The organism is Pseudonocardia sp. ICBG162, assembly GCF_020496225.1.
Taxonomy (GTDB): domain Bacteria; phylum Actinomycetota; class Actinomycetes; order Mycobacteriales; family Pseudonocardiaceae; genus Pseudonocardia; species Pseudonocardia alni.
In genome coordinates, this window is sequence record NZ_JAHLJD010000031.1 from 1575242 (window position 1) to 1599535 (window position 24294).

The window sequence follows — 24294 nt, forward strand, 5'->3', positions numbered from 1 at the left end:
CGGGACATCCCGGAGGGGGAACCGGCCGGCTCGGGCATGCTGGAACCATGCTCCGCCTCATCCTGAACGTGGTCTGGCTGGTCCTCTCCGGCTTCTGGCTGTTCCTCGCCTACACGGCCGCCGGGATCGTCGCCTGCGTGCTGGTCGTGACCATCCCGTTCGGCATCGCCTCGTTCCGGATCGGGCTCTACGCGCTGTGGCCGTTCGGCCGCGACGTCGTGCGCCTCCCCACCGCGGGGGCCGCGTCGACCATCGGCAACGTGCTGTGGATCGTGCTGTTCGGCTGGTGGCTGGTGATCGGGCACATCGCCACCGCCCTCGCGCTCGCCGTCACGATCATCGGGCTGCCGCTGGCCTGGGCGAACCTGAAGCTCATCCCGGTCTCGCTGCTGCCGCTGGGCTCGCGGATCGTGGACAGCGACACCTACATGCCGGGGCAGCCCGTGCTGCGCTGACCGCGGGCCTCAGCCGGCGTCGGTCAGGAACTCCACACCCGCCCGGGCCAGCAGGCCCGGGTCGTGCACCCCGCACAGCTCGCGCGCCGAGTGCATCGACAGCACCGGGATGCCGACGTCGACCGTCCGGATGCCCAGCCGGGTCGCCATGATCGGCCCGACGGTGGACCCGCACGGCACCGTGTTCTTCGAGACGAACACCTGGTTCGGCACGTCCGCGGTGCGGCAGGCCCGCTTCCAGGCGGCCGCGCCCGGCGCGTCGGTGGCGTAGCGCTGCACCGCGTTGACCTTCAGCGACGGCCCCCGGTTCGGCACCGACAGGTGGTCCGGGTCGTGCTTGTCCAGGTGGTTGGGGTGCGCGGCGTGCGTGACGTCCACCGACAGGCAGCGCGACCGGGAGAACACCGCGTGCCGCTCGTCGAACCCGCCGGCCAGCCGGGTCAGCACCGTCTCCAGCAGCGGCCCGGCGGCGCCGGTCGCGCTGGCCGAGCCGATCTCCTCGTGGTCGAACCCGACGAACACCGGGACGGTGCCCGGGTCGCGCTCGACCGCGGTGAGCAGCGCGCTGATCCCGGCGTGCACCGAGGCCAGGTTGTCCAGCCGCGGGGCGGCGAGCAGCTCGTCGTCGCGACCGAGGGTGGCCGGCGGGGTCAGGTCGTAGGTGAACAGGTCGTGCGCCGCGACGTCCTCGGGGTCCTCGCCGACGCGCACGGCGAGGAACTCCACCAGGTCGCCGCCGTCCGGGTCGCCGAGGCCCCAGATGGGGAGCAGGTGCCGCTGCGGGTCCAGGGTCAGGCCCTGGTTCACGCCGCGGTCGAGGTGGATCGCCAGCTGCGGGATGCGCAGCAGCGGCCGGTCCACCCGGACCGGGACGACCCGGCCGTCGTAGAGCGCGAGGCGCCCGGCCAGGCCGAGGTCGCGGTCCAGCCACGAGTTCCACAGCGCACCGCCGTAGACCTCCACCCCGACCTGGCGCCACCCGGCCACGCCGCCGTCGGGGTTCGGCTTGACCTTGAACCCGGGCGAGTCGGTGTGCGCGGCGAAGATCCGCAGCGGGGCGCCCGGACCGGACGCGGGCTGCCACCAGGCCAGGACCGTGCCGTCGCGGACCAGGTAGCGGCCGCCGGGACCGTCGGCCCACGGCTCGTCCTCGCGCTGCTCGGTGAAGCCCGCCGCGGACAACCGGCGGACGGCCTCGGCCACCGCGTGGTACGGCGACGGGCTCGCGGTGAGGAACGAGGCGAGGTCACGTGCAGCGTCGGTCACGTGGGGCATCCTGGCAGCAATGACCGAGAGCTTCGACGTGGTGGTGGTGGGTGCCGGGTCCGCCGGGTGCACGCTCGCGGGCAGGCTCGCCGGGCGCGGGCTGCGGACGGCGCTGGTCGAGGCGGGTGACGTCGTCGTCCCACCGGACTCGACGCCGATCGCCTCGCTCGCCGCGACCGCCCCCGGCCACGTCCTGAACTGGGCCTACCGGGCGACGCTGTGCCAGGGCCGGGAGTGCACCGTGCCGCGTGGACGCGTACTGGGCGGTTCCGGCGCGATCAACGGCGGCTACTTCGTGCGGGCCGTCCCGGCCGACTTCGCGGACTGGGGCGTCCCGGGCTGGTCCTACGACGACGTCCTGCCGTTCTACCGGCGGCTGGAGCGCGACCTCGACTTCTGCACCTCCGACCGGCACGGCGACGCCGGTCCGCTGCGCATCTCGCGGCCCTCGGGCCGGCTGCGGGCCGCGACGACCGACCCGTTCCTGGCCGCCTGCCTCGCGCTCGGCTACCCCGAGGAGCCGGACAAGAACGCCGGTGGCCCACCCGGTGCGGGTCCGATCCCGACCAACGCCGTCGACGGGCGCCGGGTCAGCGCCGCCACCGCCTACCTGCCGCCGCCGTGGGGGAACGCGGAGTGGAAGGACGCGCTGACCGTGTTCGGCGGGACCCCGGTCGAGACCCTGGTGCTCGACGGCGACCGGGTCATCGGCGTGCGTGTCGGCGGGCGCACCCTGCACGCGGCCGAGACCGTCGTGACCGCGGGCGCGGTCGGGACCCCGGCGCTGCTGCAGCGCTCCGGGATCGGGCCGGAGGACACCCTGCGGGCCGCGGGCGTCGCGGTGGCGCACGAGCTGCCCGGGGTCGGGCGTGGCTGGTCGGACCACCCCGCGGTGTTCCTGCCGTTGCGCAGCGGGCTGCCGGACCCGCCCGCCGACGCCGTCGCCGCGCAGGCCGCGCTCAACCTCGACTCCGGGACCGACCCGGCCGGTGACCTGGAGATCCTGCTGTTCGCGCACCCGTTCGCACCCGGCGGGCCCGCGCACCTGATGTGCGCGGTGCAGCGCCCGGACAGCCTCGGGATGCTCGCCATCACCTCCCCGGACCACGACGACCCGCCCCGGCTGGACTTCCGCTACCTCCGCACCACCTCCGACCGGCACCGGATGCGGGCCGCGGTGCGGATCGCCGCGGAGATCCTGCGCGCCGCGGGCTGGGACCGCGCGGGCCCCGACGACGGCGGCCCCGCCGGCTGGGAGCTCGGCAACGACACCCGGCTCGACGGCTGGATCCGCGACCACCTGACGACCTCGGTGCACCTGTCCGGCAGCGCCGCGATGGGCACCGGGCCGGACGCCGTCGTCGACGCCGGCCTGCGGGTGCACGGCCTGACCGGGCTCCGGGTGGCGGACACCTCGGTCCTGCCCCGCGCGCCGCGGCGCGGACCGGCCGCGACCGCGATCATGATCGGGGAGCGCGCCGCCGACCTGGTGTGCGGCATCGAGGGGGAACACCGTGCATGACGAGGTCACCGTCCACATGGCGGCGCCGGCCGAGCGGATCTGGGAGCTGGTCTCCGACATCCGCAACACCGGCCGGTTCTCACCCGAGACCGTCGACGCCGAGTGGCTGGGCGGCGCGACCGGCCCGGCCGTCGGTGTCCGGTTCCGCGGCAAGGTCGTCCGCAACGGACGCGGCCCGACCTACTGGTCGGAGTGCCGGATCACCGCCTGCGAGCCGGGCTCGGAGTTCGGCTTCGTCGTGCTCGTGGCCGGGCGGCCGATCAACCACTGGCACTACCGCTTCACCCCGGCCGCCGCTCCGGACGGTACCGACGGCACCGACGTCACCGAGTCCTTCCGGCTGGAGCCCTCGGCCGGCACCCGGCTCTACTGGGCACTGCTGGGGTGGGCCCGCGGGCGCACCAACCGCGAGGGGATGCGGACGACCCTGGAACGCATCCGCGCGGTGGTGGAGGATCCCGCGGTGTGATCCGTCCCGCCCGCGTCGCCGACGTCCCCGCCCTGCGTGAGATCGAGCGCGCCGCGGGCGAGCCGTTCCGGGAGATCGGGCTCGACGTCGTCGCCGACGAGGAGCCGCCACCGGCCGCGGTGCTGGCCGCGTACGTCGTGGCGGGGCGGGCGTGGGTGGACGAGAGGAGCGCAGGCGCCGGGCTCGTCGGGTACCTGATCGCCGACCTCGTCGACGGCTGTGCGCACGTCGAGCAGGTGTCGGTGCTGCCGTCGCAGCGCGGACGGCGGATCGGGGAGGGCCTGGTCGAGCACCTCGCCGGCTGGGCCCGTGACCGCGGGCTGCCCGCGCTGACCCTCACCACCTACCGGGACGTGCCGTGGAACGGCCCGCACTGGGTGCGGCTCGGCTTCCGTGAGCTGATCGCGCCCGGCCCGGGGCTGCGCGCGATCCGGGAGCACGAGGCCGCGCGCGGTCTCGACGTGTGGCCGCGGCTCGCGATGCGCCGTGAACTGGCCGGTTCCTGACGGTCCCCGGCCGTAGGGTCGGGCCCATGAGCAACCCGTTCCTCGCCCCGAGCGCGCTGCCGTGGGGGCTGCCCGACACCTCCCGGATCACCGACGAGCACTACCTGCCCGCGTTCGAGGCCGGGACGGCCGAGCAGCGCGCCGAGGTGGCGGCGATCGTCGCGGGGGAGGGCGGGCCGACCTTCGACGACACCGTCGTCGCCCTGGAGCGCTCCGGTGCCACGCTGGACCGGGTGGCGCGGCTGTTCTACACGCGCGTCTCGGCGGACTCCTCGCCCGCGGTGCGCGAGATCGAGGCGCAGGTCGCGCCGATGCTCGCCGCCCACGCCGACGCGATCGCGCTGGACCCGGGCCTGTTCGCCCGGATCGACGCGCTGTACGCCCGTCGCCACGACCTCGATCTCGACGCCGAGTCGCTGCGGCTGCTCGAGCGCCACCACCGCGACATGGTGCGTGCCGGGGCCCGGCTCGGCCCCGACGAGCAGGCCCGGCTGCGGGAGCTGAACGCGGAGCTGTCCGGGCTCACCACCCGGTTCGGTGCGGCGCTGCTGGCCGGGGCGAACGCCGCGGCCGTGCACGTCACCGACCGCGACCGGCTCGGTGGCCTGTCCGACGACGCGGTCGCCGCCGCCGCGACCGCCGCGGCCGAACGCGGCCACGACGACGGCTGGCTGATCACCCTGGTCCTACCGACCGCGCAGCCCGCACTCGCGGTGCTCACCGACCGGTCGCTGCGCGAGGAGCTGTTCCGTGCGTCCACCGGGCGCGGGCAGGGCGGCGAGCACGACACCCGTGACACCGTCCTCGCGATCGTGCGGCTGCGCGCCGAGCGGGCCGCGCTGCTCGGGTACCCCGACCACGCGTCGTACGTGATCGACGACGCGACCGCGGGGACGGCGGAGGCCGCCGTCGCGATGCTGGAGTCGCTGGTCCCCGCCGCCGTCGCCAACGCCGACCGGGAGGCCGCGGAGCTGGCCGGCGGTGTCGAGGGCGACCTGGAGCCGTGGGACTGGGCGTTCGAGGCGGAGCGGGTGCGCCGCGAGCGCTACGCCGTCGACGACGCCGCGCTGCGCCCGTACCTGGAGCTCGACCGGGTGATCACCGACGGCGTGTTCCGCGCCGCGTCCGGGCTGTACGGGATCACCTTCACCGAGCGCACCGACCTGCCCGCCTACCACCCGGACGTGCGCTGGTGGGAGGTCCGTGACAGCGACGGCGAGCCGCTCGGGCTGTTCGGCGCCGACCTGTGGGCGCGGCCGTCGAAGCGCGGCGGGGCATGGATGAACGCGCTGGTCGACCAGTCGTCGCTGCTCGGGACGCGCCCGGTCGTGCTGAACACGCTGAACCTGAACAAGCCCCCGGCCGGGGAGCCCGCGCTGCTCACCCTCGACGAGGTCCGCACCCTGTTCCACGAGTTCGGGCACGCCCTGCACGGGCTGTTCTCCGAGGTGGAGTACCCGACGTTCTCCGGGACGTCGGTGCCGCGCGACTTCGTCGAGTTCCCCAGCCAGGTCAACGAGATGTGGCTGGAGGACCCGCAGGTCCTCACCTCGTTCGCCCGCCACCACGTGACCGGCGAGCCGCTGCCCGACGAGCTGCTGGCCGCGTCGCAGTCCGCCCGCGGGTACGGCGAGGGCTTCGCGACGACGGAGTACCTGGCCGCGTCGCTGCTGGACCAGGCGTGGCACCGGCTGTCCCCGGCCGAGGCCGCCGGGATCACCGACGTGCTCGCGTTCGAGCAGCAGGCGCTGGAGGCGGCCGGGGCCGCGCACCCGCTGGTCCCGCCGCGCTACCGCAGCACCTACTTCAACCACGTGTTCGGCGGCAGCGGGTACGCGGCGGCGTACTACTCCTACATCTGGGCCGAGGTGCTCGACGCCGACACCGTCGCCTGGTTCGGCGAGCACGGCGGCCTGCGCCGGGAGAACGGGACCGGTTCCGCCGCGAGGTGCTGTCCCGCGGCGGCGCCGTGGACGCGATGGAGGCCTACCGCGCGTTCCGCGGCCGTGACCCGGAGATCGCGCCACTGCTGGCGCGGCGCGGTCTGGCCGGCTGACCCGGCACACACGACCGCCCGCCGTCCGGTGGGGAGCGCCGGGCGGCGGGCGTCGTGGTGCGGAGTGCTACTTGTACTGGCGCATCCAGGCGACCCGCATCTCCGACGGCTCCGGCGAGCCGCCGTCGGGGAAGTAGTCGAGCTGGATCGTGGCGTGCATCGGACCCGGGGGGAACGTGTTCGGGTCCTCGGAGCGGAACCACTCGACGCCGTCGACGTAGCCGACGATCGCGTCCGGGGTCCACTCCACGGCGTAGTTGTGCCACTGGGTGATGTCGAGCTGCTTCTTGGCGTCCTTCTGCGAGTTCGAGCTGCCGTAGTGCAGGAAGAAGGACACGTCGTCGCTGGCGCTGGTGGTCTCGGCGAAGTCGATCTCGCCGCCCTCCGGCCAGGACACCTCGCTCGGCCACAGCAGCAGCACCGGGTGGTACTGCTTGTCGCCCTTGGGGAACTGGGCGCGCATCTCCCACTTGCCGTACTTCTGGGAGGTGCCCCAGGCCATGCCGCCGGTGTTGCCCTGCGAGTCGCCGCGGATGACGAGGTTGCCGTTCTCCACCGAGATCGCGTCGGAGGTGCGGCGGCCCTGGCCGTCGTGGCCGGCGCCGTTGTACGGGGACCAGTTGCTCCCCAGGGTGGACCCGAGGAACTCGTCGCCACCGATGGCCTGCCAGCCCATCTTGAGCGCGGCCTGGATGCCGTCGCCGGCGACCTGGACGGCGCCACCGACCGGACCGGCGGCGGGGGCCCCGCCCGAGTTCCCGGAGCTCCCGGAACCACCGGAGCTCGCGGCGGCCCGTGCCCGCTCGGCGGCCTCGCGGCGGCGCTCCTCGGCGCGACGCTCGGCGGCCTCCTGCGCGGCGAGGGCCTGGCCGATCTGGCCGGACGCACCCTGCGCGGCGTCGCCGAGTGCGGAGCCGCCCCCGTTGGCCAGCACCGGGCCAGCGGACAGCGCGGTGTCCGACGCCGACCGGCGCGAGGAGTCGTTCACCATCGCCGCGGACAGCGACGGGTCCTCGGTGCCGGGCTGCAGCAGCGTCAGCACCATCGTCGCGGCGAGCACCGCGGCGGCGCCGACGCCCAGCGGGGCGAACCGGCGGACACGGGAGCGGGCGGGGCGTGACCGGTCGACCGCGACGACCGAGCCCGTCCCCGACACCTCGGGTTCGTGCAGGCCGGCGATGGCCCCGCCGGTGACCTCGGTGCGCGGTGCGGGCACCTCGGCCTGCGGGGCCGCGGGCTCCTCGGCCGGGGACGACCCGCCGAACAGCTCCACACCGGACAGTCCGGCCGCCGACGACGGCGCGGACCGCCGCGCCCGACGGCCCGGGGTCCGGGCGGTGGGCACGGCGTGCGCGCCCGTCCCGGTCACCGCGGTGTCCCCGGCGGCGGCGTGGGAGCCGCTGCCGGTCGCGCCGCCGCCCGGCGCCCACGGGCCGGGGTCGGCCGTGTCGGCCCAGGTGATCCGCCCGGCGTCCGCCGTCGTGGCACCGGTGGGGGAGTCCGCCGTGACGGCGGCACCGGTGTCGTCGGGGGTGTCGGGGTCGGTGTCGTCGTACCCGGCGTCGAGGACGCGGTGGCGCCCGGAGGCGCTCACCCGGTCCTCGAGCAGGGTGGCCGCGGGCACGGCGGATCGGGCCGCGTCGTCCGCCGGGGCGGAGGACACGGCATGCCTGCCCCGGGGAGACGGCACAGAGGGGGAGCTGTGCTCGGCGGCGAGTCGCGCGATCAGGTCGCGGGGGTCGACCTGATCAGCCGCAGCGGAACTCTTCCGTCGCATGAGGAGGGACTCTAGGTAGGGTGACCGAGTGTGAACACCCTCGCTGAGAAGGGTGGTTGCGTCTCCGCGCCGACAGGTCGACGGAGAGCGCCGAAGAGCAAGATCCCGCCATTTCGGCAGTAATGCTGGGCCGAACAGAGCAACGGGACTCTCAGGATCACTCGTTCGGGCTAAGCGGTCACGGTACGTCGCACCGTTAGCCGATTGTGACGGGCTGCCGGTCGAGGAACAGTGGCCGTGCCTCCCCGGTGCTCCCCGCACGACCTCCCGAGCTCCCCGCTCCCCGACCTCCGCAGGATCTGTGAACGATCACGCTCCCCCCGTCTCGCCGTCCCTCCCGATCCCCGCGCCCCGTGCCGAGATGCGCGCGCTCAGCGTGCTGCTGGCCCTGCCGCCGTCGGCGGGCACCGCCTCGCTCGGCCGCGGGCTGCGCCAGGACCTCGCCGCCGAGGGCGTGGACCTCGTCGTCGTCGCCGACGGCATCGAGCTGCTGGACACCCTGCGCTCCCGCGGCGCCGACCTGCTCGTGCTCGACATGGAGCTGCCGGGCCCCGAGCCGTCGGTGCTGCTCGGAGCCGTGCAGTCCGAGTCCCCGCCGACCCCGGTGATCACCGTCGTGCCGCGCGAACGGCGGGCCGGCGTGATCGGCATGCTGCGCGGCGACCGCGACGACTTCCTGATCCGGCCGTTCGTCCCGGACGAGCTCGCGTCCCGGATCCGGCTCCGGCTGCGTGCCGCCGCGGGGCTGCCCGCACCGACGGTGCTCGGGCACGGCGGCCTGTCCGTCGACGTCGACGCCGGCCAGGTGTTCGTCGACGGCCGCCGGGTCGCGCTGTCCCCGACCGAGTACGCGCTGCTGCTCGCGCTGGCCGAGCAGGCGGGCGAGCCGGTCGCGCTCGACGACCTGGGCCGCCGGGCCTGGACCGAACCGGTGTCGGCCAACCTGGTGCAGGTCTACGTGTCCTACCTGCGGCGCAAGATCGGTCCCGAGCGGATCAGGACCATCCGGGGGCTGGGCTACCAGCTGGACGGCTGAGTCGGGGCTCTCAGGATCCGAAGGACGACGCGACGTCGAGCAGCAGGTCGTTCTCCTCCGGCGTGGACACGGTGACCCGCACCCCGTCGGTGGCGAACGGGCGCACGATCACCTTCCGCTCGCCGCAGTGCGTCGCGAACGCCGCGGTCCGGTCCCCGAGCGGCAGCCACACGAAGTTCGCCTGCGTCTCCGGCACGGTGAACCCGGACCCGCGCAGCCCGGCGGCCACCCGGTCCCGCTCCGCGACGACGGCGGCGCAGTCGGCGAGGATCTCCTCCCGGTGCTCCAGCGCGGCGACGGCACCCGCCTGGGCGACCGAGCTGACCCCGAACGGCGGTGCCACCTTGCGCAGCGCGGTCGCGATCTCCTCGGAGGTCAGGGCGTAGCCGACCCGCAGCCCCGCCAGCCGGTAGGCCTTCGAGAAGGTGCGCAGCACGACCAGGGTCGGGTGGTCGTCGAGCAGCGGCCGGCCGCTGACGGCGTCGGGGTCGGTGACGAACTCGGCGTAGGCCTCGTCGAGCACCACCAGCACGTCCGACGGCACGGCGCCCAGGAAGCGGACGAACTCGTCGCGGTGCACGGCCGGGCCGGTCGGGTTGTTCGGGCTGCACACGAACACCACCCGGGTCCGCTCGGTGACGGCGGCGGCCATCGCGACGAGGTCGTGCCGGAAGTCGGCGTCCAGCGGCACGGTGCGGATCTCCGCCCCGCCGATCTGGGTCACGATCGGGTACGCCTCGAACGAGCGCCAGGCGAACAGCACCTCGTCGCCGGGGCCCAGGCAGCCGATCTGCACGAGCTGCTGGCACAGCGTCACCGAGCCGCAGCCGACCGCGACCCGCTCGGGGGCCAGGGCGTACAGGTCCGCGATGCGTCCGGTCAGCTCGACGACGCCGAGGTCCGGATACCGGTTGCCACCAGCGGCGGCGCGGGCGATGGCCTCCAGCACCGCGGGAGCGGGCGGCGCGGCGACCTCGTTGCTCGCGAGCTTGATCGCCCCGGGGACGGTGCGACCCGGCACGTAGGCGGGCAGGGTGTCCAGATCGGGACGGATCAGCGTCATGACGGCAACGGTATCCGCCGGGGGTCGAACCCGGGCCCGTGCTCTGGTTGAGTGACGTCATGACGACGACCGCTGTCCGGACCGAGGGCGTGCCGCTGACCGACGGGGGCGAGCTGCGCCTGACCGTGGCCGAACCCGACGGTCCGGTCCGCGGCGGTGTCGTCGTCCTGCAGGAGGCACGGGGGGTCACCGACTCGATCCGGCTGCTCGTCACCGGCCTCGCCGCGGACGGCTGGCTCGCCGTCGCTCCGCACCTCTACCGCGACGCCGGCGCGGGCGGCGACCTCGCCGACGGCTCCGACGCCGAGGTCGCCGAGCACGTGGGCAGCCTCGAGCCGCGCCAGGTCATGGACGACTGCGACACCGCGTTCGGCTGGCTGGGCGACGTGGGCATCGAGGCCGACCGGATGGGCGTGCTCGGGTTCGACCTCGGGGGCACGGTCGCGCTGCACGTCGCGGCCAACCGCACCCTCGGCGCGGCCATCACGGTCGCGGGTGGCGGGATCGAGTCGTCGCCGTGGTCCAGCTTGCCCGCCCTGGTCGAGACCGCACCCGAGCTGACCTGCCCCTGGCTGGGCATCTACTCGGAGGCCTCCGACACCGACGCCGTCGCCCGCCTGCGCGACGCCGCGGCGTCCTCGGGGAAGGCGACCGACGTCGTGATCTACCCGAGCACCGGCTACCGCTTCGACGACGACCCGGAGTCGGCCGCCGAGGCGTGGCAGCGGGTCCTCAACTGGTTCGACGCCCACCTGCGCTGACGAACGCCCCGGCCCGCGCGGCGGCCGCGGCCACGGCGGCCGCGCGGTGGGTGTCCGCGGTGTCCGGCCGCGCCCCCCGGGTGAGGAGCTGGTGGTAGAGCGGGGCGGAGACCGCGCGGACGACGGCGGCCGCGTCGGTGCCCGCCGGTAGCTCGCCGCGCGCCACCGCGTCGGTGACGCACGGCTCCCAGACCGCGGTCCGGGCGTCGTAGAAGCCGCGCAGCGCCCGTGCGGTCCCGGCGTCGTCGACGGCGGCGCAGATCAGCGCGGTGAGCAGCCGTCCCTGCCGTGGGTCGCCGAGGGTGGACCGGACCAGCTCGGCGTTGGCCAGGAGGTCGCCGTCCAGCGTCCCGGTGTCCGCCCGCGGCGCGGAGGTCTCGACCATGTCCGACACGAGGTCGGCCAGCACCGCGGGGACGCTGCCCCAGCGCCGGTAGACCGTCGTCTTGCCGACGCCGGCCCGGCGCGCCAGCTCCGCGAGGTCCAGCCCCGGCAGCCCGAGCTCGATCAGGGCGTCGCCCGCCGCGGACAGCACGGCGGAACGGACCCGCGCGGTCCGGCCCCCCGGCCTGCTCATCTCCGGTGCCACGGCCCCCACCCTAGCCCTTGACGGGACCGGGGTTCCGTTTGGCGTGCCCGTGGGCTAGCTTCAAAAGGAACCAGCGTTCCGTTAGTGAGGAGTGGGCATGGAGTACCGACGGTTGGGCCGCAGCGGGTTGCAGGTTCCGGTCCTGAGCTTCGGCGCCGGCACGTTCGCCGGGCGCGGCGACCTGTTCGGGGCGTGGGGGTCGGTCGACGTCGCCGGCGCGCGCCGGATGGTGGACCGGTGCCTCGACGTGGGGGTGACCCTGTTCGACACCGCCGACGTCTACTCCGACGGCGGGTCGGAGGAGGTCCTCGGGGCGGCGCTGCGGCACCGCCGCGACGAGGTCCTGATCTCGACCAAGGCCGGCCTGCCGACCGGCCCCGGCCCGAACGACGCGGGCACCGGGCGTTCCCGCCTGGTCCGCGCCGTCGAGGACGCGCTGCGCCGGCTCGGGACCGACCGGATCGACCTGTTCCAGCTGCACGCCTACGACGCGGGCACCCCGCCCGAGGAGGTGCTCGCGACCCTGGACGTGCTCGTCCGGTCGGGCAAGGTGCGCTACACCGGCGTCTCCAACCACCCCGGGCGACGGCTGGTGCGGACCCTGGACCTGGCCGACCGGCACGGCTGGCCGCGGCCCGTCGCGCACCAGGTGTACTACTCGCTGGTCGGCCGCGACTACGAGTGGGACCTCATGCCGCTGGGCCACGAGGAGGGCGTCGGCGCCCTGGTCTGGAGCCCGCTGGGCTGGGGGCGGCTCACCGGCCGGGTCCGGCGGGGCGCCCCGCTGCCCGCGGGCAGCCGGCTGCACACCACCGCCGAGGCGGGCCCGCCCGTCCCCGACGACCTGCTGTTCGACGTCGTCGACGTGCTCGACGCGATCGCCGCCGAGACCGGCCGCACGGTGCCGCAGATCGCGCTCAACTGGCTCACGACCCGCCCGACCGTCAGCTCGGTGATCGTCGGCGCACGTGACCTCGGTCAGCTGGAGGACAACCTCGGCGCGGTCGGCTGGCGTCTGGACGACGACCAGGTCGCCCGTCTGGACGCGGTCTCGCACCGTCCTGCGCCGTACCCGTACTTCCCGTACGAGCGGCAGGAGGCCTTCGCCCGGCTCGCGCCGCCGCTCGTCGGCGCCCCGGCCTGACCGTCCCCATGTGACGGGCACCCTGTCCCGGGGGGCCGGAGTGGGGTCCGGCCACTGGTGCGCGGCCGGGGCCGTCGGGGATGCTCGGGGCATGCCGCCCGTGTCGTCGCCGCAGACCGTCACCGATCCGGACACCCCCGAGCTCCTGTGGAGCCCGGACCCGGACCGGGTGGCGGACACCGAGATCGTCCGGTTCGCGACCTGGGCGCGTGACGAGCGGGGCGCCCCGCTGTCCGACGTCACCGACTACGCCGAGCTGCACACCTGGTCGGTGACCGACCTGGAGGGCTTCTGGTCGGCCGTCGCCGAGTACTCCGGCGTGCTGTTCCACGACGAGCCGACGGCGACGCTCGGCTCCCGCGACATGCCCGGCGCGCAGTGGTTCCCCGGCGCGACCCTCAACTACGCCGAGCACGCCCTGACCCCGGGCCCGGGCCGCGCCGACGACGACGTCGCGGTCGAGTTCGTCCGCGAGGACGGCCTCGAGCGCACCGTCACCCACGCCGAGCTGCGCGACCAGGTCGCCCGCGCCCGCGCCGGGCTGGTCCGGGCCGGCGTCGGGCAGGGGGACCGCGTCGTCGCGCTCGCCCCGAACAGCGTCGAGACCCTCGTCGCGTTCCTGGCCGCGGCGAGCCTCGGCGCGATCTGGTCGTCCTGCTCGCCGGACTTCGGGGCCCGCGCCGTGCACGACCGCTTCGCCCAGATCGAGCCCGCCGTGCTCGTCGCCGTCGACGGCTACCGCTACAACGGCAAGGGCTTCGACATCCGCGACAAGGTCGCCGACCTGCGCGGACAGCTGCCGACGCTGCGCGCGACCGTCCTCGTGCCCTACCTCGACCCCGACGCGACCCTCGACGGCACGACGACCTGGGCCGAGTTCACCGCCGAGGCCGGCCCGCTGGAGTTCACCGCGGTCCCGTTCGACCACCCCCTGTGGGTGCTCTACTCCTCGGGCACCACCGGCCTGCCCAAGGGCATCGTGCACGGCCACGGCGGCATCGTCGTGGAGCACCTGAAGGCGATGCGCCTGCAGCACGGGCTCGGGCCGGGGGAGCGGTTCTTCTGGTTCACCACCACCGGCTGGATGATGTGGAACTTCCTGGTCGGCGGCCTGCTCGTGGGCGCGACGATCGTGATGTTCGACGGCAGCCCCGGCCACCCCGACCTCGGCGCGCTGTGGGCGCTGGCGGCGAAGCACCGGGTGTCGCTGTTCGGTGTCTCCGCGCCGTACGTGCAGTCCTGCATGAAGGCCGGCCTGCGCCCCGGCGACGACCACGACCTCTCCTCGGTGCGCGCCCTCGGCTCCACCGGCGCGCCGCTGTCGGTCGACGGGTTCCGCTGGATCGGGGAGGCGGCCGGGTCGCACATCCAGATCTGCTCGGTCTCCGGCGGCACCGACGTCTGCGCGGCCTTCCTCACCAGCGCCCCCACGGTGCCGGTGTGGCTGGGTGAGCTGTCCTGTGCGGCGCTCGGCGCCGACGTCCGGTCCTGGGCCGAGGACGGCACCGACCTGCTCGACGACGTCGGCGAGCTGATCATCACCACGCCGACCCCGTCGATGCCGGTCATGTTCTGGAACGACCCGGACGGCACCCGTCTGCGCGAGTCCTACTACGAGGACTTCCCCGGCAACTGGCGGCACGGCGACTGGGTGCGCCGCACCCCGCGCGGCTCCTACGTCATCTACGGCCGCTCGGACTCCACGCTCAACCGTGGCGGAGTCCGGATGGGCACCGCGGACTTCTACGCCGTCGTCGAGAGCGTCGACGGGGTCGCGGACTCCCTGGTGATCGACACGACCGCGCTCGGCGAGCGCGAGGAGGGGGCCCTGCTCTGCTTCCTCGTCCTCGACGACGGTGTCGCGCTCGACGACGTCGAGCCGACCCTGCGCTCGCTGCTGCGCAAGGAGCTCTCGCCGCGGCACGTGCCGGACCGGTTCGTCGTCGTCGACGCGGTGCCGCGCACCCTGAACGGCAAGAAGTGCGAGGTGCCGGTGAAGAAGATCCTCGCGGGCACCGCGCCGGAGAAGGCGGTGTCGGCCGGCGCCCTCCAGAACCCCGACGCGCTGACCCCGTTCGTGGCCCTCGCAGGTTCCTGACCTGCGCCGGACCGGGGTCCCCCGGCCAGGGGGACCCCGGTTCCGGGCGGCCGGAACGCCCGTGTAGTGTTGCGCTCGCTGGTGGCCGTCAGGCACCGGGGAGGCTTCGCCTAGTCTGGTCTATGGCGCCGCACTGCTAATGCGGTTTGGGGTAACCCCCCATCCCGGGTTCAAATCCCGGAGCCTCCGCACCGGCACGGCGGTGGGGACACCGGTCGCCGGTCGACAACTGAAGATTGCTACGCTGGAGACAGCAACGCGCCCGTAGCTCAACGGATAGAGCATCTGACTACGGATCAGAAGGTTAGGGGTTCGAATCCCTTCGGGCGCACATATCAGGATCCGGCCCCGACCAGCACCATTGGTCGGGGCCGTTCTCGTGCCCGGATCGGCGGGCTCGCACTGCACGACCCTCGGCCCCGGTCACGTCGTGACCGGGGCCGAGGCGTCGTGCCGGCGGGAGCCGGGTCAGTCCTTCGTGAAGGCGTCCTTGACCTTCTCCCCGGCCTGCTTCAGGTTGCTCTTCGCCTGGTCACCCTGGCCCTGGGCCTCGAGCTCCTTGTCGTCGGTGACCTTGCCGACGGTCTCCTTGGCCTTGCCGGCGAGCTCCTCGGTCTTGTTGTCGACCTTGTCGTCCGCTCCCATGGGTGCCTCCTCGGCTCGTTCGTCACCGCTGTCCTGCGCCACCGCGGGGGTGTCGCGCACGGCGTGGGACCGGGTACCACGTCACGGGCGCGGGAAACGGCGGGCCCGGATGCGGTTCGTCCGGTTCGGGCGGATCATGCGGGAGTGCCCGGTCGCCGTTCTCCCGCCGCGTGGTCCCGTCGCCTGCGGATGGCGGGCGTCACCGGTGCGCTCCCGCTCCTGGTCGCCTGCGCGCCCGGGGCCGCGGCTCCCGCGCCGTCCGGCCCGCCGGACACCCCGGAGGTGACGGTCGTCCAGATGAACCTGTGCGACAGCGGGATCGCCGGTTGCTACACCGGGCGAGCCGTCGAGGCCGCGGCCGAGCTCGTACGGACCGAGGTGCCGGACGCGGTCACCCTCAACGAGGTGTGCCGCGCGGGCGTCGAGCGGATCGAGCGGGCGCTCGCCGCGGCCGCGCCGGGGTCGTCGACGTCCTCGGCGTTCCAGCCGGCCCGCGATCGCGACACCGGCGCGCCGTACCGCTGCGCGAACGGTGACGAGTACGGCATCGGCGTGGTCTCGCGTGCCCCGTCGAGCGTCGCGAGCGCCGGGATCCACCCGACGCAGGACCCGCGTGACCCCGAGGAGCGTGCCTGGCTCTGCCTGGACACGACGACCGCGGGTGGCCCGCTCGGGGTCTGCACCTCGCACCTGGCCTACACCGACCGCGCCGTCACCCGTGCCCAGTGCGGGTACCTGTTCGACACCGTCGTCGCGGGCCTGCGGTCGCGCGCCGACCCCGGACCGGTCGTCGTGGGGGCCGACCTCAACCTGGGGGCGGCCGACGACCCCGACCTGCGGTCCTGTCTGCCCCCGGGGTCGGCACCGGCCGCCGACGACGGGGTCCAGCACGTCGTCGTCATCCCCGCGGCGGCCGCGGCGCGCACCCGGGTGATCGACCTCGGCGGCACCACCGACCACCCCGCGCTGCTGGTCACGGTGCGCCCCGAGGCCGGATCTGCGTAGCGCTGCGGATCGACGGGACCCCGCCGGCCGGTAGAACGGGCACACGACGCGGGAGGGGTGGGGTCATGGACGAGGACCTGGCCGTCGGTGCGGTGCTGGGGGACTTCGAGATCCGGGGGCGGCTCGGGGCCGGGGGGATGGGGGTCGTGCTGCGGGCCCACGACCGTCGACACGGCGGCGAGGTCGCGCTGAAGGTGCTGCCCGCCCGTCTCGCCGGGGACCCGGTCGTCGTCGAGCGGTTCCGGCGGGAGGCCCGCGCGGCGTTCGAGCTGCGCGACCCGCACGTCGTGCCGGTCCACGGGTTCGGTGAGATCGACGGCCGTCTCTACCTCTCGATGCGCCTGGTCGACGGCGAGGACCTGGCCCGTGTCCTCGCCCGGCGCGCGCCACTGGAGCCGCACCGGGCCGCCCGGATCGTCCGCCAGGCCGCGCACGCCCTCGACGCCGCGCACGCCGCGGGCCTGGTGCACCGGGACGTGAAACCGGCGAACCTGCTCGTCGTCGAGGACCGGGACGACTTCACCGCGCTCACCGACTTCGGCATCGCCCGCGCGGTCGGCCCGGACCCGGACACCGCGCTCACCGAGACCGGCGCCACCGTCGGCACGCTCGCCTACCTCGCCCCGGAGCGGCTCGCGGGCCGCACGCCGGTCGACGGACGCGCCGACGTCTACTCCCTGACCTGCGTGCTCGTCGAGATGCTGACGGGGCGCACGCCGTTCCCGGAGGCGGACCCGGCCGCCGTGCTCACCGCGCACCTGATGGCCCCGCCGCCCCGGGTGACCGGGCGCCGGGCCGGCCTCGCCCCCGGCTGGGACGACGTCGTCGCCCGCGGGATGGCGAAGGACCCCGCCGACCGGTTCCCGACCGCCGGCGCACTCGCGGCCGCGGTCGACGCCCTCGCCGGGGACCGTCCCGTGCCGGCCCCGACCCTCCGGGCGACCACCCCCGTCCTCCCCGGGACCGGTGTCGCGCCCCGCGGGCGACGGTTGCCGGTCCTGGTCGGCGCCTGCGTCGCGGGGGCGGTGGTCGCGCTCGGCACGACCTGGGCGCTGCTGACCGTTCCGTCCGGCGCGCCGCCCGCCGGGCAGGGTGCGACGGCGACGACCGGACCGGTGCAGCCCGCCGAGGCCACGACCACCCTGCCCGCCGCCGACCTGGGCCTCGGCCGCCCGCTCGCACCGGTGTCCTGCGCGGCGCCGGCGGACCTGGTCGTCGTCGGCGCGGCCGTCGACCCCGCGCGCTACCGCGAGGACGTGTCCGAGCACCTGCGCACCCACCCCGGTGCGAACTACCTGCTCGCCGACGGCAGCTGCGTCCCTTTTCGGTCCCGGACCGACGCGGGCAACCCGATCTATGTCTCCTACCTGGGACCGTTCGCCGACCGCGGCGACGCCTGTGCGGCGCTGGCCCGGGCCGGCGGCGACGCCTACCTGCGCCCGGTCACCGGCCCGGTCGGATCGGCGGGTCCGCGGCCCTGCTGACCCGCGAGCCGGGTCGTGACCCGGAGTTCACCGGCGGAAACACCGATGTGCCCCGGAGCGGTCATGCTTCGCGCTCACCCCGCGCGCCCCCGACGGGACCTGGGTTCCGAGGCGCCTGCGGGATAGTGTCCTGGCTCACGGCGCCGACGCCGGCGGAGCCGATGCGAGCTGTCGAGGAGGCCCCGAGTGCGCTACTGGACCACTGAGGACCGCCCGGCCGGTGAGCAGTTCAGCTACTGGCGCGAGGTGATCTGCGAGGCGTTCACCCCGCTCGCCGCGGAGCTGCCCGGCGCGCGGCGGACCGGGCGGGCCCATGCGCACGAGATCCGCAGCTGGGTGCGCTCCAGCAGGCTCACCGCCACCAACTGTGCCGAGGTGTCGTCGGCGACGCAGCTCATCACCCACGGCCCGGCCGAGGTGCGGCGCACCGTCACCGACCACGTGTTCGTGAACCTGCAGATCAGCGGCCACTGCGTGGGGACCCAGGCCGGGCGTCGCTGCGTGGTGCAGCCGGGCGGCTTCGCGCTGTTCGACACGACCCGCGAGTACGGGCTGGAGTTCGTCGCCGACGACCGGACGGAGGAGTGGCGCTGCGTCTCGTTCCGGGTGCCGCGCGCCCGGCTGCTGCCGCTGGTCGCCGACCTCGACGGGGCCACCGCGACGACCTACGACGGCGCCGCGCCCGGCATGGCCCGCATCGTCGCCTCCACCATGCTGTCCACCTGGAACGGCCTGGACGCGCTCGACCCGGCCGCCGCGGACGCCGCCGACACGGCGTTCACCACGCTGCTCGCCGCCGCGGCCGGCGGCTCCGACGAGCTGCGCGACACCGGGCGCGCGGACCTCGACGCGGGTCTGCGGGCCGCGGTCAACCGCTACCTGGCGGCGCACCTGCGGACCGGGGACACCTCGGCCGGCGCGGTCGCGTCCCGCTTCGGCATCTCGGTCCGCAAGCTGCACCAGCTCTACGAGGGCACCGACCGCAGCTTCTCCCGCACCGTCATGGCCCTGCGCCTCGACGGGTGCACCCGCGAGCTCACCGCCCCGGCGCGGACCGGGACCCTCACCGAGCTCGCCGCCCGCTGGGGCTTCGCCGACCTGTCCCACCTCAACCGGGTCTTCCGCGCCCGGCACGGCTGCCTGCCGTCGGAGTACGGCGACCGCGGCCCGGACGGACCGTGCACGCCGGTACCGGCCGCCGTGCGCACCGGTTCGATCCCGGGACGGGGTGTGACGGCCACCATCGCGTCGCGTCCCTGACCCCACGGTCGGGTCGGGGCCCGACCGGAAGGTATTCGACGATGACACTGGACTTCTCCCTCGACGCCGAGCAGCTGGCCCTGCGCGAGCAGGCCCGGCAGTTCGCCGACACCGTCCTGACCGGCGTCGAGCCGGCGATCGCCCCGCACCCGCAGCCCGCCGAGCGGTTCTACGCCATCGAGCCGTTCTACCGGCAGATGGTCGAGGCCGGGTTCGTGAAGGCGCTCATCCCGGCCGAGTACGGCGGCGGCCGGTTCACCTCGCTGCAGTTCGTGCTGGCCGTCGAGGAGCTGGCCCGCGTCGACGTCAACACCCCCACGGCGATCCTCGGCACCGGTCTCGGGCTGTACCCGGTCGTCCACTTCGGCACCGAGGAGCAGAAGCAGCGCTGGCTGCCGGCCTTCTGCGGGACCGAGCCGAAGCTCGCCGCCATCGCCTACACCGAGGTCACCGGCGGCGCGAACTACGACTCGCCGGACCCGAAGGTCGGGGTGCAGACCTTCGCCCGGATCGAGGGCGACGAGATCGTCCTCAACGGCTCCAAGCACTACACCACCAACGCCTCGGGCTTCGACGGCCAGGGCGCCGACCTCATCGCGGTCGTCTGCCGCACCGACCCGGCACTGCCGCCGCAGGAGTCGCTCGCGATCGTCATGGTCGAGCGGGGCACGCCCGGCGTGGAGATCACCGGCATGCTCGACACCATCGGGCACCGCGCCGCGAACTCGCCGCGCGTCGAGTTCCGCGACGTCCGCGTCCCGCTCTCGAACATGATCGGGGGCCCCGGCGACGGCATGGAGATCGTGAAGAGCGCGTTCACCTGGACCTGCGCGCCGATCGGCGCGGCCTGCGTCGGGCGGATGCGGGCGGCCTTCGACTACGCCTACGAGTTCGCGAAGACCGACAGCCGCTCCGGCCCGCACCCGGTCATCGAGTACCAGAACGCCGGGTACATGCTCGCCGACATCAAGATCCGCATCGAGGCGACCCGGTACCTGGCGTGGAAGGCGGCCGACCACTTCGACCGCACCGGCGGCAAGGACCGCGAGCTCGCCAACATCACGAAGATCTACGCCTCGGAGCGGTCGGTCGACGTCGTCTACGACGCGATGCGCCTGGTCGGGGTGGACGCCTACACGACCGAGACGCCGATCGCGGGGATCATGCAGGACGTCCTGTGCTTCCCCGTGTACGACGGCGGCAACATGGGTGTCCGCCGCAGGCACCTGCACGAGATGCTCATGGAGCCGAGCTACGACCCGCTGGGGTCGGCCGAGAACCGGCTCGCCACCGGCTCCTGAGGCACCGGGCCGGTCCCCGTGCCACGGGGGCCGGCCCCCCGTGCTCAGCCGTGTGCGGCGACCGGGTCGTCGGCGGCCTCGGGCAGGATCTCGCCGTCCTCCAGCACGTTCGCGCCCGGCACCTCGTGCAGGAAGATCGCCACGTCGGCCTTCGCGTCCCCGGTGACCGCGCACCACGCGTCGGCGATGCCGTGCAGCAGCCGTGCCCGGACCTCCGCGGTGCGGCCGTCGCGGATGAGGCCGACCATCCGCGGGCCCTCCACCGGCTCCCCGGCCACGAAGACGCTGCCGGGCGGCACCTCGGTGAAGGTGCAGTGCACGTAGCGGGCGGGGACACCGGTGACCTCACTGTGGACCCTCGTCACCGCCGCGGCGACCTCGGCGCGGTGGGCCAGCGTCGCGTTCCCTGTGGGCACGGTGAAGCGGTAGTAGGGCATCGTCGACCTCCGTGGTGGGACTCGAATCGAGTTCGACGGTAGCGGTGCACCTGTAGCCCTGCAAGCTCGAAGGACTCGAAAAGTGTCCTAGTATCGGGCGCTGTGAAGCACGACGAGCTCGGTGCCGCGTACTGCTCGGTGGCCCGTACCTGGGCGGTCCTCGGCGAGCGGTGGACGATGATGATCCTGCGCGAGTGCTTCCGCGGCGAGCGCCGCTACGACCACTTCCGCGACAAGCTCGGTCTCGGCAGCAACGTCCTCAACGACCGGTTGCGGGTGCTGGTGGAGGAGGGTGTGCTCGACCGCGTGCCCTACCAGGAGCGCCCGGTCCGCCACGAGTACCGGCTCACGCCGAAGGGTGCCGACCTCTACCCGGTGCTGGTGGCGCTGATGAACTGGGGCGACCGCTACGCCGTCGACGTCCCGCCGGTCCGGCTGGTGCACCGCGGCTGCGGCCACCCCGCCGAGCCGCGGCTCACCTGCGCGCACTGCGGCGAGCCGGTGGCGTGGCGGGACATGACCGCCGAGATCGAGCCCGACGCCTGGTGAGCGGCTCACCGCAGCAGGCAGGGCGCCTTCGGGTCGAACGTCCATCCCGGCACGAGGTACTGCATCGCGGCGGCGTCGTCGCGGGCGCCGAGCCCGTGGTCGAGGTAGCGCCGGTGCCCAGCGGCCAGCGCGTCCTCGTCGAGGGTGACGCCGAGCCCCGGGCTGTCCGGCACGGCGATCCGGCCGCCCTCGATCCGCAACGGCGCGGTCGTCAGTGCCTGCCCGTCCTGCCAGATCCAGTGCGTGTCCAGCGCGGTGATCTCCCCGGGGGCGGCCGCGCCGACGTGGGCGAACATCGCCAGCGAGATGTCGAAGTGGCTGTTGGAATGCGAACCCCAGGTCAGCCCGAAATCCTGGCACAGCCCGGCGACGCGGACCGAGCCCCGCATCGTCCAGAAGTGCGGGTCGGCCAGCGGGATGTCGACGGCGTGCTCCCGCACCGCGTGCGCGAGCTGCCGCGGGTCGGTGGCGACCATGTTCGTCGCCGTCGGGAGCCCGGTGCGCCTGCGGAACTCGGCCAGCACCTCCCGGCCGGAGTACCCGCCCTCGGCGCCGCACGGGTCCTCGGCGTAGGCCAGCACCCCGTGCGCGTCGCGGAGCAGCCGGACCGCGGCGTCGAGCGACCAGCCGCCGTTGGGGTCCAGGGTGATCCGGGCGTCGGGGAAGCGGTCGGCGAGCGCGCGGACCGCGGCCAGCTCCTCCTCCGGCGCGAGCACGCCGCCCTTCAGCTTGAAGTCGGCGAAGCCGTAGCGCTCCTGCGCGGCCTCGGCGAGCGCGACGACCGCGGCCGGGTCGAGCGCCTCCTCCCGGCGCAGGGACTCCCACCGGTCGGCGGGGGCGGCGCCGTCGTCGTAGGGGAGATCGGTGCGGGTGCGGTCGCCGAGGTAGAAGAGGTAGCCGAGGACCGGGACGTCGTCGCGGCGGCGGCCCTCGCCCAGCAGCTCGCAGACCGGCACGCCGAGGTACCGGCCGTGCAGGTCGAGAAGCGCGGACTCCAGCGCGGTCACCGCGTGCACGGTGACCCGCTGGTCGAAGGTCTGCGGGCCGCGTCCACCGGCGTCGCGGCCGGCGAACCGGCCCGCGACGGCGTGCAGCAGCGACCCGTACCGGGCGACCGGCGCGCCGACCAGCAGCGCGGCCGCCTCCTCGACGGTCGCCCGGATCGCCTCGCCGCCGGGGACCTCGCCGAGGCCGGTGCGGCCGTCGGAGTCGGTGACGACCACGACGGTGCGGGTGAAGAACGGACCGTGCGCGCCGCTCAGGTTCAGCAGCATGCTGTCGTGCCCGGCGACCGGGACGGCCCGCACGGACGCGATCGTCGGTCCGGTGCTCACGGCAGCACCAGCGCGCCGTCGACCCGGCGGGGGATCCCGGCGGGCCCGTCGGCGAGCTCCGGCGGCAGCAGCTCGGTCGGTGCGTCCTGCCAGGTCACCGGGCGCAGGAAGCGCCGGACCGCCGTCGGGCCGACGGAGGTGTGCTGGGTGTTCGTCGAGGGCCACGGCCCGCCGTGGGTCTGCGCCCAGGACACCGCCACCCCGGTGGGGAAGGCGTCGAAGAGGATCCGGCCGGCCCGTGGCCGCAGCGCCGCCGCGACGGCACCGGGCAGGTCCGTCTCGCCCGCCCCGCACAGCACGGTCGCGGTCAGCGACGACGGCAGCTCCGCCAGCAGGGCGGACAGCGCGGCCTCGTCGTCGTAGCGGACGACGACGCCGAGCGGCCCGAAGCACTCGTCGGTCAGGCCGTCGTGCAGCCCGTCCGCGGCGAGCAGCAGCGGCGCGGCGGTGAACCCGCCGGAGGTGTCGTCCGCGCCCTCGGCGATCGTCGAGACCCCGGGCAGCGCGCGCAGGCGGGCCGAGATCCCGCGGTAGTTCCCGGCGATGCCCTCGTTCAGCAGGACCGGGGTGGGCGCGTCCCGCACGGCCGCGGCCATCGCGTCGAGCACGGTGTCGCCGTCCGGCCCGGCGGGGAGCAGGGTCAGCCCGGGCTTGGTGCAGAACTGGCCACCGCCCAGGGTGAACGACCCGACCAGTCCGGCGCCCAGGTCGGCGCCCCGCTCGGCCGCGGCGGCCGGGGTGACGACGACCGGGTTCAACCCGGCCAGCTCACCGAAGAACGGGATCGGCTCGGGCCGGCGGTCGATGATCTCCATCAGCGCCGTCGCGCCCGCGGGCGAGCCGGTGAACCCGACCGCCCGGATCTGCGGCGCGGCGACCAGTGCGGCACCGGCGGCGAGACCGTGGACCAGACCGATCGTGCCGTCCGGGGCGCCCGCCTTCGACGCGGCGGTGGTCAGGACCTCCGCGACCAGCTCGGACGTCGCCGGGTGCGAGCCGTGCGCCTTGACCACGACCGGGCAGCCCACGGCGAGCGCCGCGGCGGTGTCCCCGCCGGGCACCGAGAAGGCGAGGGGGAAGTTGCTCGCCCCGAACACCGCGACCGGGCCGAGCGGGACGAGCATCCGGCGCAGGTCCGGTCGCGGCCCCATCGGGGTGTCCCCGGCGTGGTCGACGGTCGCCTCCACGTAGGAGCCCTCGCGCAGCACCTCGCCGAACAGCCGCAGCTGGAAGCAGGTCCGGGTCAGCTCGCCGTTCAACCGGGCCGGGCCCAGCCCCGTCTCCCGGTCCGCGACGGCGACGACGTCGCTCCGCCGCGTCTCCAGCGCGTCGGCGAGGGTGTCGAGCAGGTCGGCCCGGCCGTCGCGACCGAGCGCCTCCAGCCCGGGTGCGGCCGCGGCGGCCGCGGCGCACAGGGCGTCGACCTCGGCGGGGGTGGTCTCCTGCGCGACGACCTCGACCGGGTCGCCGGTCCGCGGGTCGACGCTCACGACGTCGGTCATGGGGTGTTCCTCCTCCACGGGAAGCGGGGCGTGGT

General features: G+C 74.7%; 22 protein-coding genes, 2 tRNA genes and 1 pseudogene. 17 read left to right on the plus strand and 8 right to left on the minus strand.

Annotation, left to right across the window (positions count from 1 at the left end; all coding sequences use genetic code 11):
- The first annotated feature begins 47 nt into the window (after positions 1-47).
- On the plus strand, positions 48-455 hold the full coding sequence (locus KPL60_RS32400) for a YccF domain-containing protein (protein WP_226354617.1): 408 nt from the start codon (positions 48-50) through the stop codon (positions 453-455).
- Between the two features lie 9 nt (positions 456-464).
- Here the strand turns inward: KPL60_RS32400 and KPL60_RS32405 are convergent, their stop codons facing one another.
- Positions 465-1721 carry a M18 family aminopeptidase gene (locus tag KPL60_RS32405; RefSeq protein ID WP_226354618.1) on the minus strand — a complete coding sequence of 419 codons (1257 nt, stop codon included), beginning with the start codon at positions 1719-1721 and terminating at the stop codon, positions 465-467.
- A 19-nt stretch (positions 1722-1740) separates the two neighbouring features.
- On the opposite strand from KPL60_RS32405, the gene KPL60_RS32410 reads away from it, so the two are divergent.
- The 4 genes and pseudogenes from KPL60_RS32410 (at position 1741) to KPL60_RS32425 (ending at position 6274) form a co-directional block, all read left to right on the plus strand.
- Complete coding sequence (locus KPL60_RS32410) at positions 1741-3243, plus strand: GMC family oxidoreductase (RefSeq protein ID WP_226368152.1); 1503 nt, start codon at positions 1741-1743, stop codon at positions 3241-3243.
- Positions 3236-3712, plus strand: coding sequence for an SRPBCC family protein (locus tag KPL60_RS32415; protein ID WP_226354620.1), 477 nt, complete (start codon positions 3236-3238; stop codon positions 3710-3712). Before KPL60_RS32410 ends, KPL60_RS32415 begins: the two co-directional genes overlap by 8 nt.
- A complete protein-coding gene (locus tag KPL60_RS32420; RefSeq protein WP_226354621.1) occupies positions 3709-4218 on the plus strand; it encodes a GNAT family N-acetyltransferase in 510 nt (169 codons plus the stop codon). The genes KPL60_RS32415 and KPL60_RS32420 overlap by 4 nt, the downstream gene beginning before the upstream one ends.
- A gap of 26 nt (positions 4219-4244) precedes the next feature.
- Positions 4245-6274 (plus strand): annotated as a pseudogene (locus tag KPL60_RS32425) (M3 family metallopeptidase).
- 67 nt (positions 6275-6341) lie between these two features.
- Here KPL60_RS32425 and KPL60_RS35285 read toward each other — a convergent pair.
- Positions 6342-7319 carry a glycoside hydrolase family 16 protein gene (locus KPL60_RS35285; protein ID WP_374228801.1) on the minus strand — a complete coding sequence of 326 codons (978 nt, stop codon included), beginning with the start codon at positions 7317-7319 and terminating at the stop codon, positions 6342-6344.
- A 133-nt stretch (positions 7320-7452) separates the two neighbouring features.
- On the opposite strand from KPL60_RS35285, the gene KPL60_RS35290 reads away from it, so the two are divergent.
- Complete coding sequence (locus KPL60_RS35290; RefSeq protein ID WP_226368293.1) at positions 7453-8022, plus strand: hypothetical protein; 570 nt, start codon at positions 7453-7455, stop codon at positions 8020-8022.
- A 390-nt stretch (positions 8023-8412) separates the two neighbouring features.
- On the plus strand, positions 8413-9087 hold the full coding sequence (locus KPL60_RS32440) for a response regulator transcription factor (protein ID WP_218899298.1): 675 nt from the start codon (positions 8413-8415) through the stop codon (positions 9085-9087).
- A 10-nt stretch (positions 9088-9097) separates the two neighbouring features.
- Here the strand turns inward: KPL60_RS32440 and hisC are convergent, their stop codons facing one another.
- Positions 9098-10150 (minus strand): histidinol-phosphate transaminase, encoded by a 1053-nt coding sequence (gene hisC / locus KPL60_RS32445; protein WP_226368153.1) that lies wholly within the window; start codon positions 10148-10150, stop codon positions 9098-9100.
- Between the two features lie 59 nt (positions 10151-10209).
- On the opposite strand from hisC, the gene KPL60_RS32450 reads away from it, so the two are divergent.
- A complete protein-coding gene (locus tag KPL60_RS32450) occupies positions 10210-10911 on the plus strand; it encodes a dienelactone hydrolase family protein (protein ID WP_226354625.1) in 702 nt (233 codons plus the stop codon).
- Here KPL60_RS32450 and KPL60_RS32455 read toward each other — a convergent pair.
- Positions 10883-11500 carry a TetR/AcrR family transcriptional regulator gene (locus KPL60_RS32455; RefSeq protein ID WP_226368154.1) on the minus strand — a complete coding sequence of 206 codons (618 nt, stop codon included), beginning with the start codon at positions 11498-11500 and terminating at the stop codon, positions 10883-10885. The genes KPL60_RS32450 and KPL60_RS32455 overlap by 29 nt on opposite strands.
- Positions 11501-11597: 97 nt before the next feature.
- Between KPL60_RS32455 and KPL60_RS32460 the strand changes: the two genes are divergently transcribed.
- From KPL60_RS32460 to KPL60_RS32475, 4 genes are all read left to right on the plus strand, one after another.
- The gene (locus KPL60_RS32460) at positions 11598-12644 is read left to right on the plus strand and encodes an aldo/keto reductase (protein WP_226368155.1); all 1047 of its coding nucleotides are present in this window, start codon (positions 11598-11600) and stop codon (positions 12642-12644) included.
- Between the two features lie 91 nt (positions 12645-12735).
- A complete protein-coding gene (locus KPL60_RS32465) occupies positions 12736-14742 on the plus strand; it encodes an acetoacetate--CoA ligase (RefSeq protein WP_226368156.1) in 2007 nt (668 codons plus the stop codon).
- 99 nt (positions 14743-14841) lie between these two features.
- Positions 14842-14931 (plus strand) — tRNA-Ser (locus KPL60_RS32470).
- A 69-nt stretch (positions 14932-15000) separates the two neighbouring features.
- A tRNA-Arg gene (locus tag KPL60_RS32475) sits at positions 15001-15073 on the plus strand.
- Between the two features lie 137 nt (positions 15074-15210).
- Here KPL60_RS32475 and KPL60_RS32480 read toward each other — a convergent pair.
- Positions 15211-15387 carry a CsbD family protein gene (locus KPL60_RS32480; protein WP_062404020.1) on the minus strand — a complete coding sequence of 59 codons (177 nt, stop codon included), beginning with the start codon at positions 15385-15387 and terminating at the stop codon, positions 15211-15213.
- 144 nt (positions 15388-15531) lie between these two features.
- Here KPL60_RS32480 and KPL60_RS32485 point away from each other — a divergent pair, with 144 nt between their 5' ends.
- The 4 genes from KPL60_RS32485 to KPL60_RS32500 all read left to right on the plus strand — a co-directional run bounded on the left by KPL60_RS32485 (position 15532) and on the right by KPL60_RS32500 (position 20437).
- Positions 15532-16392: an endonuclease/exonuclease/phosphatase family protein gene (locus KPL60_RS32485; RefSeq protein ID WP_178376662.1), complete on the plus strand. Its 861-nt coding sequence runs from the start codon at positions 15532-15534 to the stop codon at positions 16390-16392.
- 65 nt (positions 16393-16457) lie between these two features.
- Positions 16458-17876 (plus strand): serine/threonine-protein kinase, encoded by a 1419-nt coding sequence (locus tag KPL60_RS32490; protein ID WP_226368157.1) that lies wholly within the window; start codon positions 16458-16460, stop codon positions 17874-17876.
- Positions 17877-18062: 186 nt separating this feature from the next.
- Positions 18063-19136, plus strand: coding sequence for a helix-turn-helix domain-containing protein (locus KPL60_RS32495; protein WP_226368158.1), 1074 nt, complete (start codon positions 18063-18065; stop codon positions 19134-19136).
- Positions 19137-19177: 41 nt separating this feature from the next.
- Positions 19178-20437, plus strand: a complete 1260-nt coding sequence (locus tag KPL60_RS32500) for an acyl-CoA dehydrogenase family protein (protein ID WP_226368159.1) — start codon at positions 19178-19180, stop codon at positions 20435-20437.
- A gap of 44 nt (positions 20438-20481) precedes the next feature.
- On the opposite strand, the gene KPL60_RS32505 is transcribed toward KPL60_RS32500, so the two are convergent.
- A complete protein-coding gene (locus KPL60_RS32505; RefSeq protein ID WP_226368160.1) occupies positions 20482-20874 on the minus strand; it encodes a tautomerase family protein in 393 nt (130 codons plus the stop codon).
- 102 nt (positions 20875-20976) lie between these two features.
- Here KPL60_RS32505 and KPL60_RS32510 point away from each other — a divergent pair, with 102 nt between their 5' ends.
- Positions 20977-21423: a helix-turn-helix domain-containing protein gene (locus KPL60_RS32510; protein ID WP_178376666.1), complete on the plus strand. Its 447-nt coding sequence runs from the start codon at positions 20977-20979 to the stop codon at positions 21421-21423.
- Between the two features lie 5 nt (positions 21424-21428).
- Here KPL60_RS32510 and KPL60_RS32515 read toward each other — a convergent pair whose 3' ends face one another.
- Both KPL60_RS32515 and KPL60_RS32520 read right to left on the minus strand, forming a co-directional pair.
- Complete coding sequence (locus KPL60_RS32515; protein WP_178376667.1) at positions 21429-22757, minus strand: enolase C-terminal domain-like protein; 1329 nt, start codon at positions 22755-22757, stop codon at positions 21429-21431.
- Entirely contained in the window at positions 22754-24259 is a 1506-nt protein-coding gene (locus KPL60_RS32520) for an aldehyde dehydrogenase (NADP(+)) (RefSeq protein WP_226368161.1), read from the minus strand. Before KPL60_RS32520 ends, KPL60_RS32515 begins: the two co-directional genes overlap by 4 nt.
- Between the last annotated feature and the right edge of the window lie 35 nt (positions 24260-24294).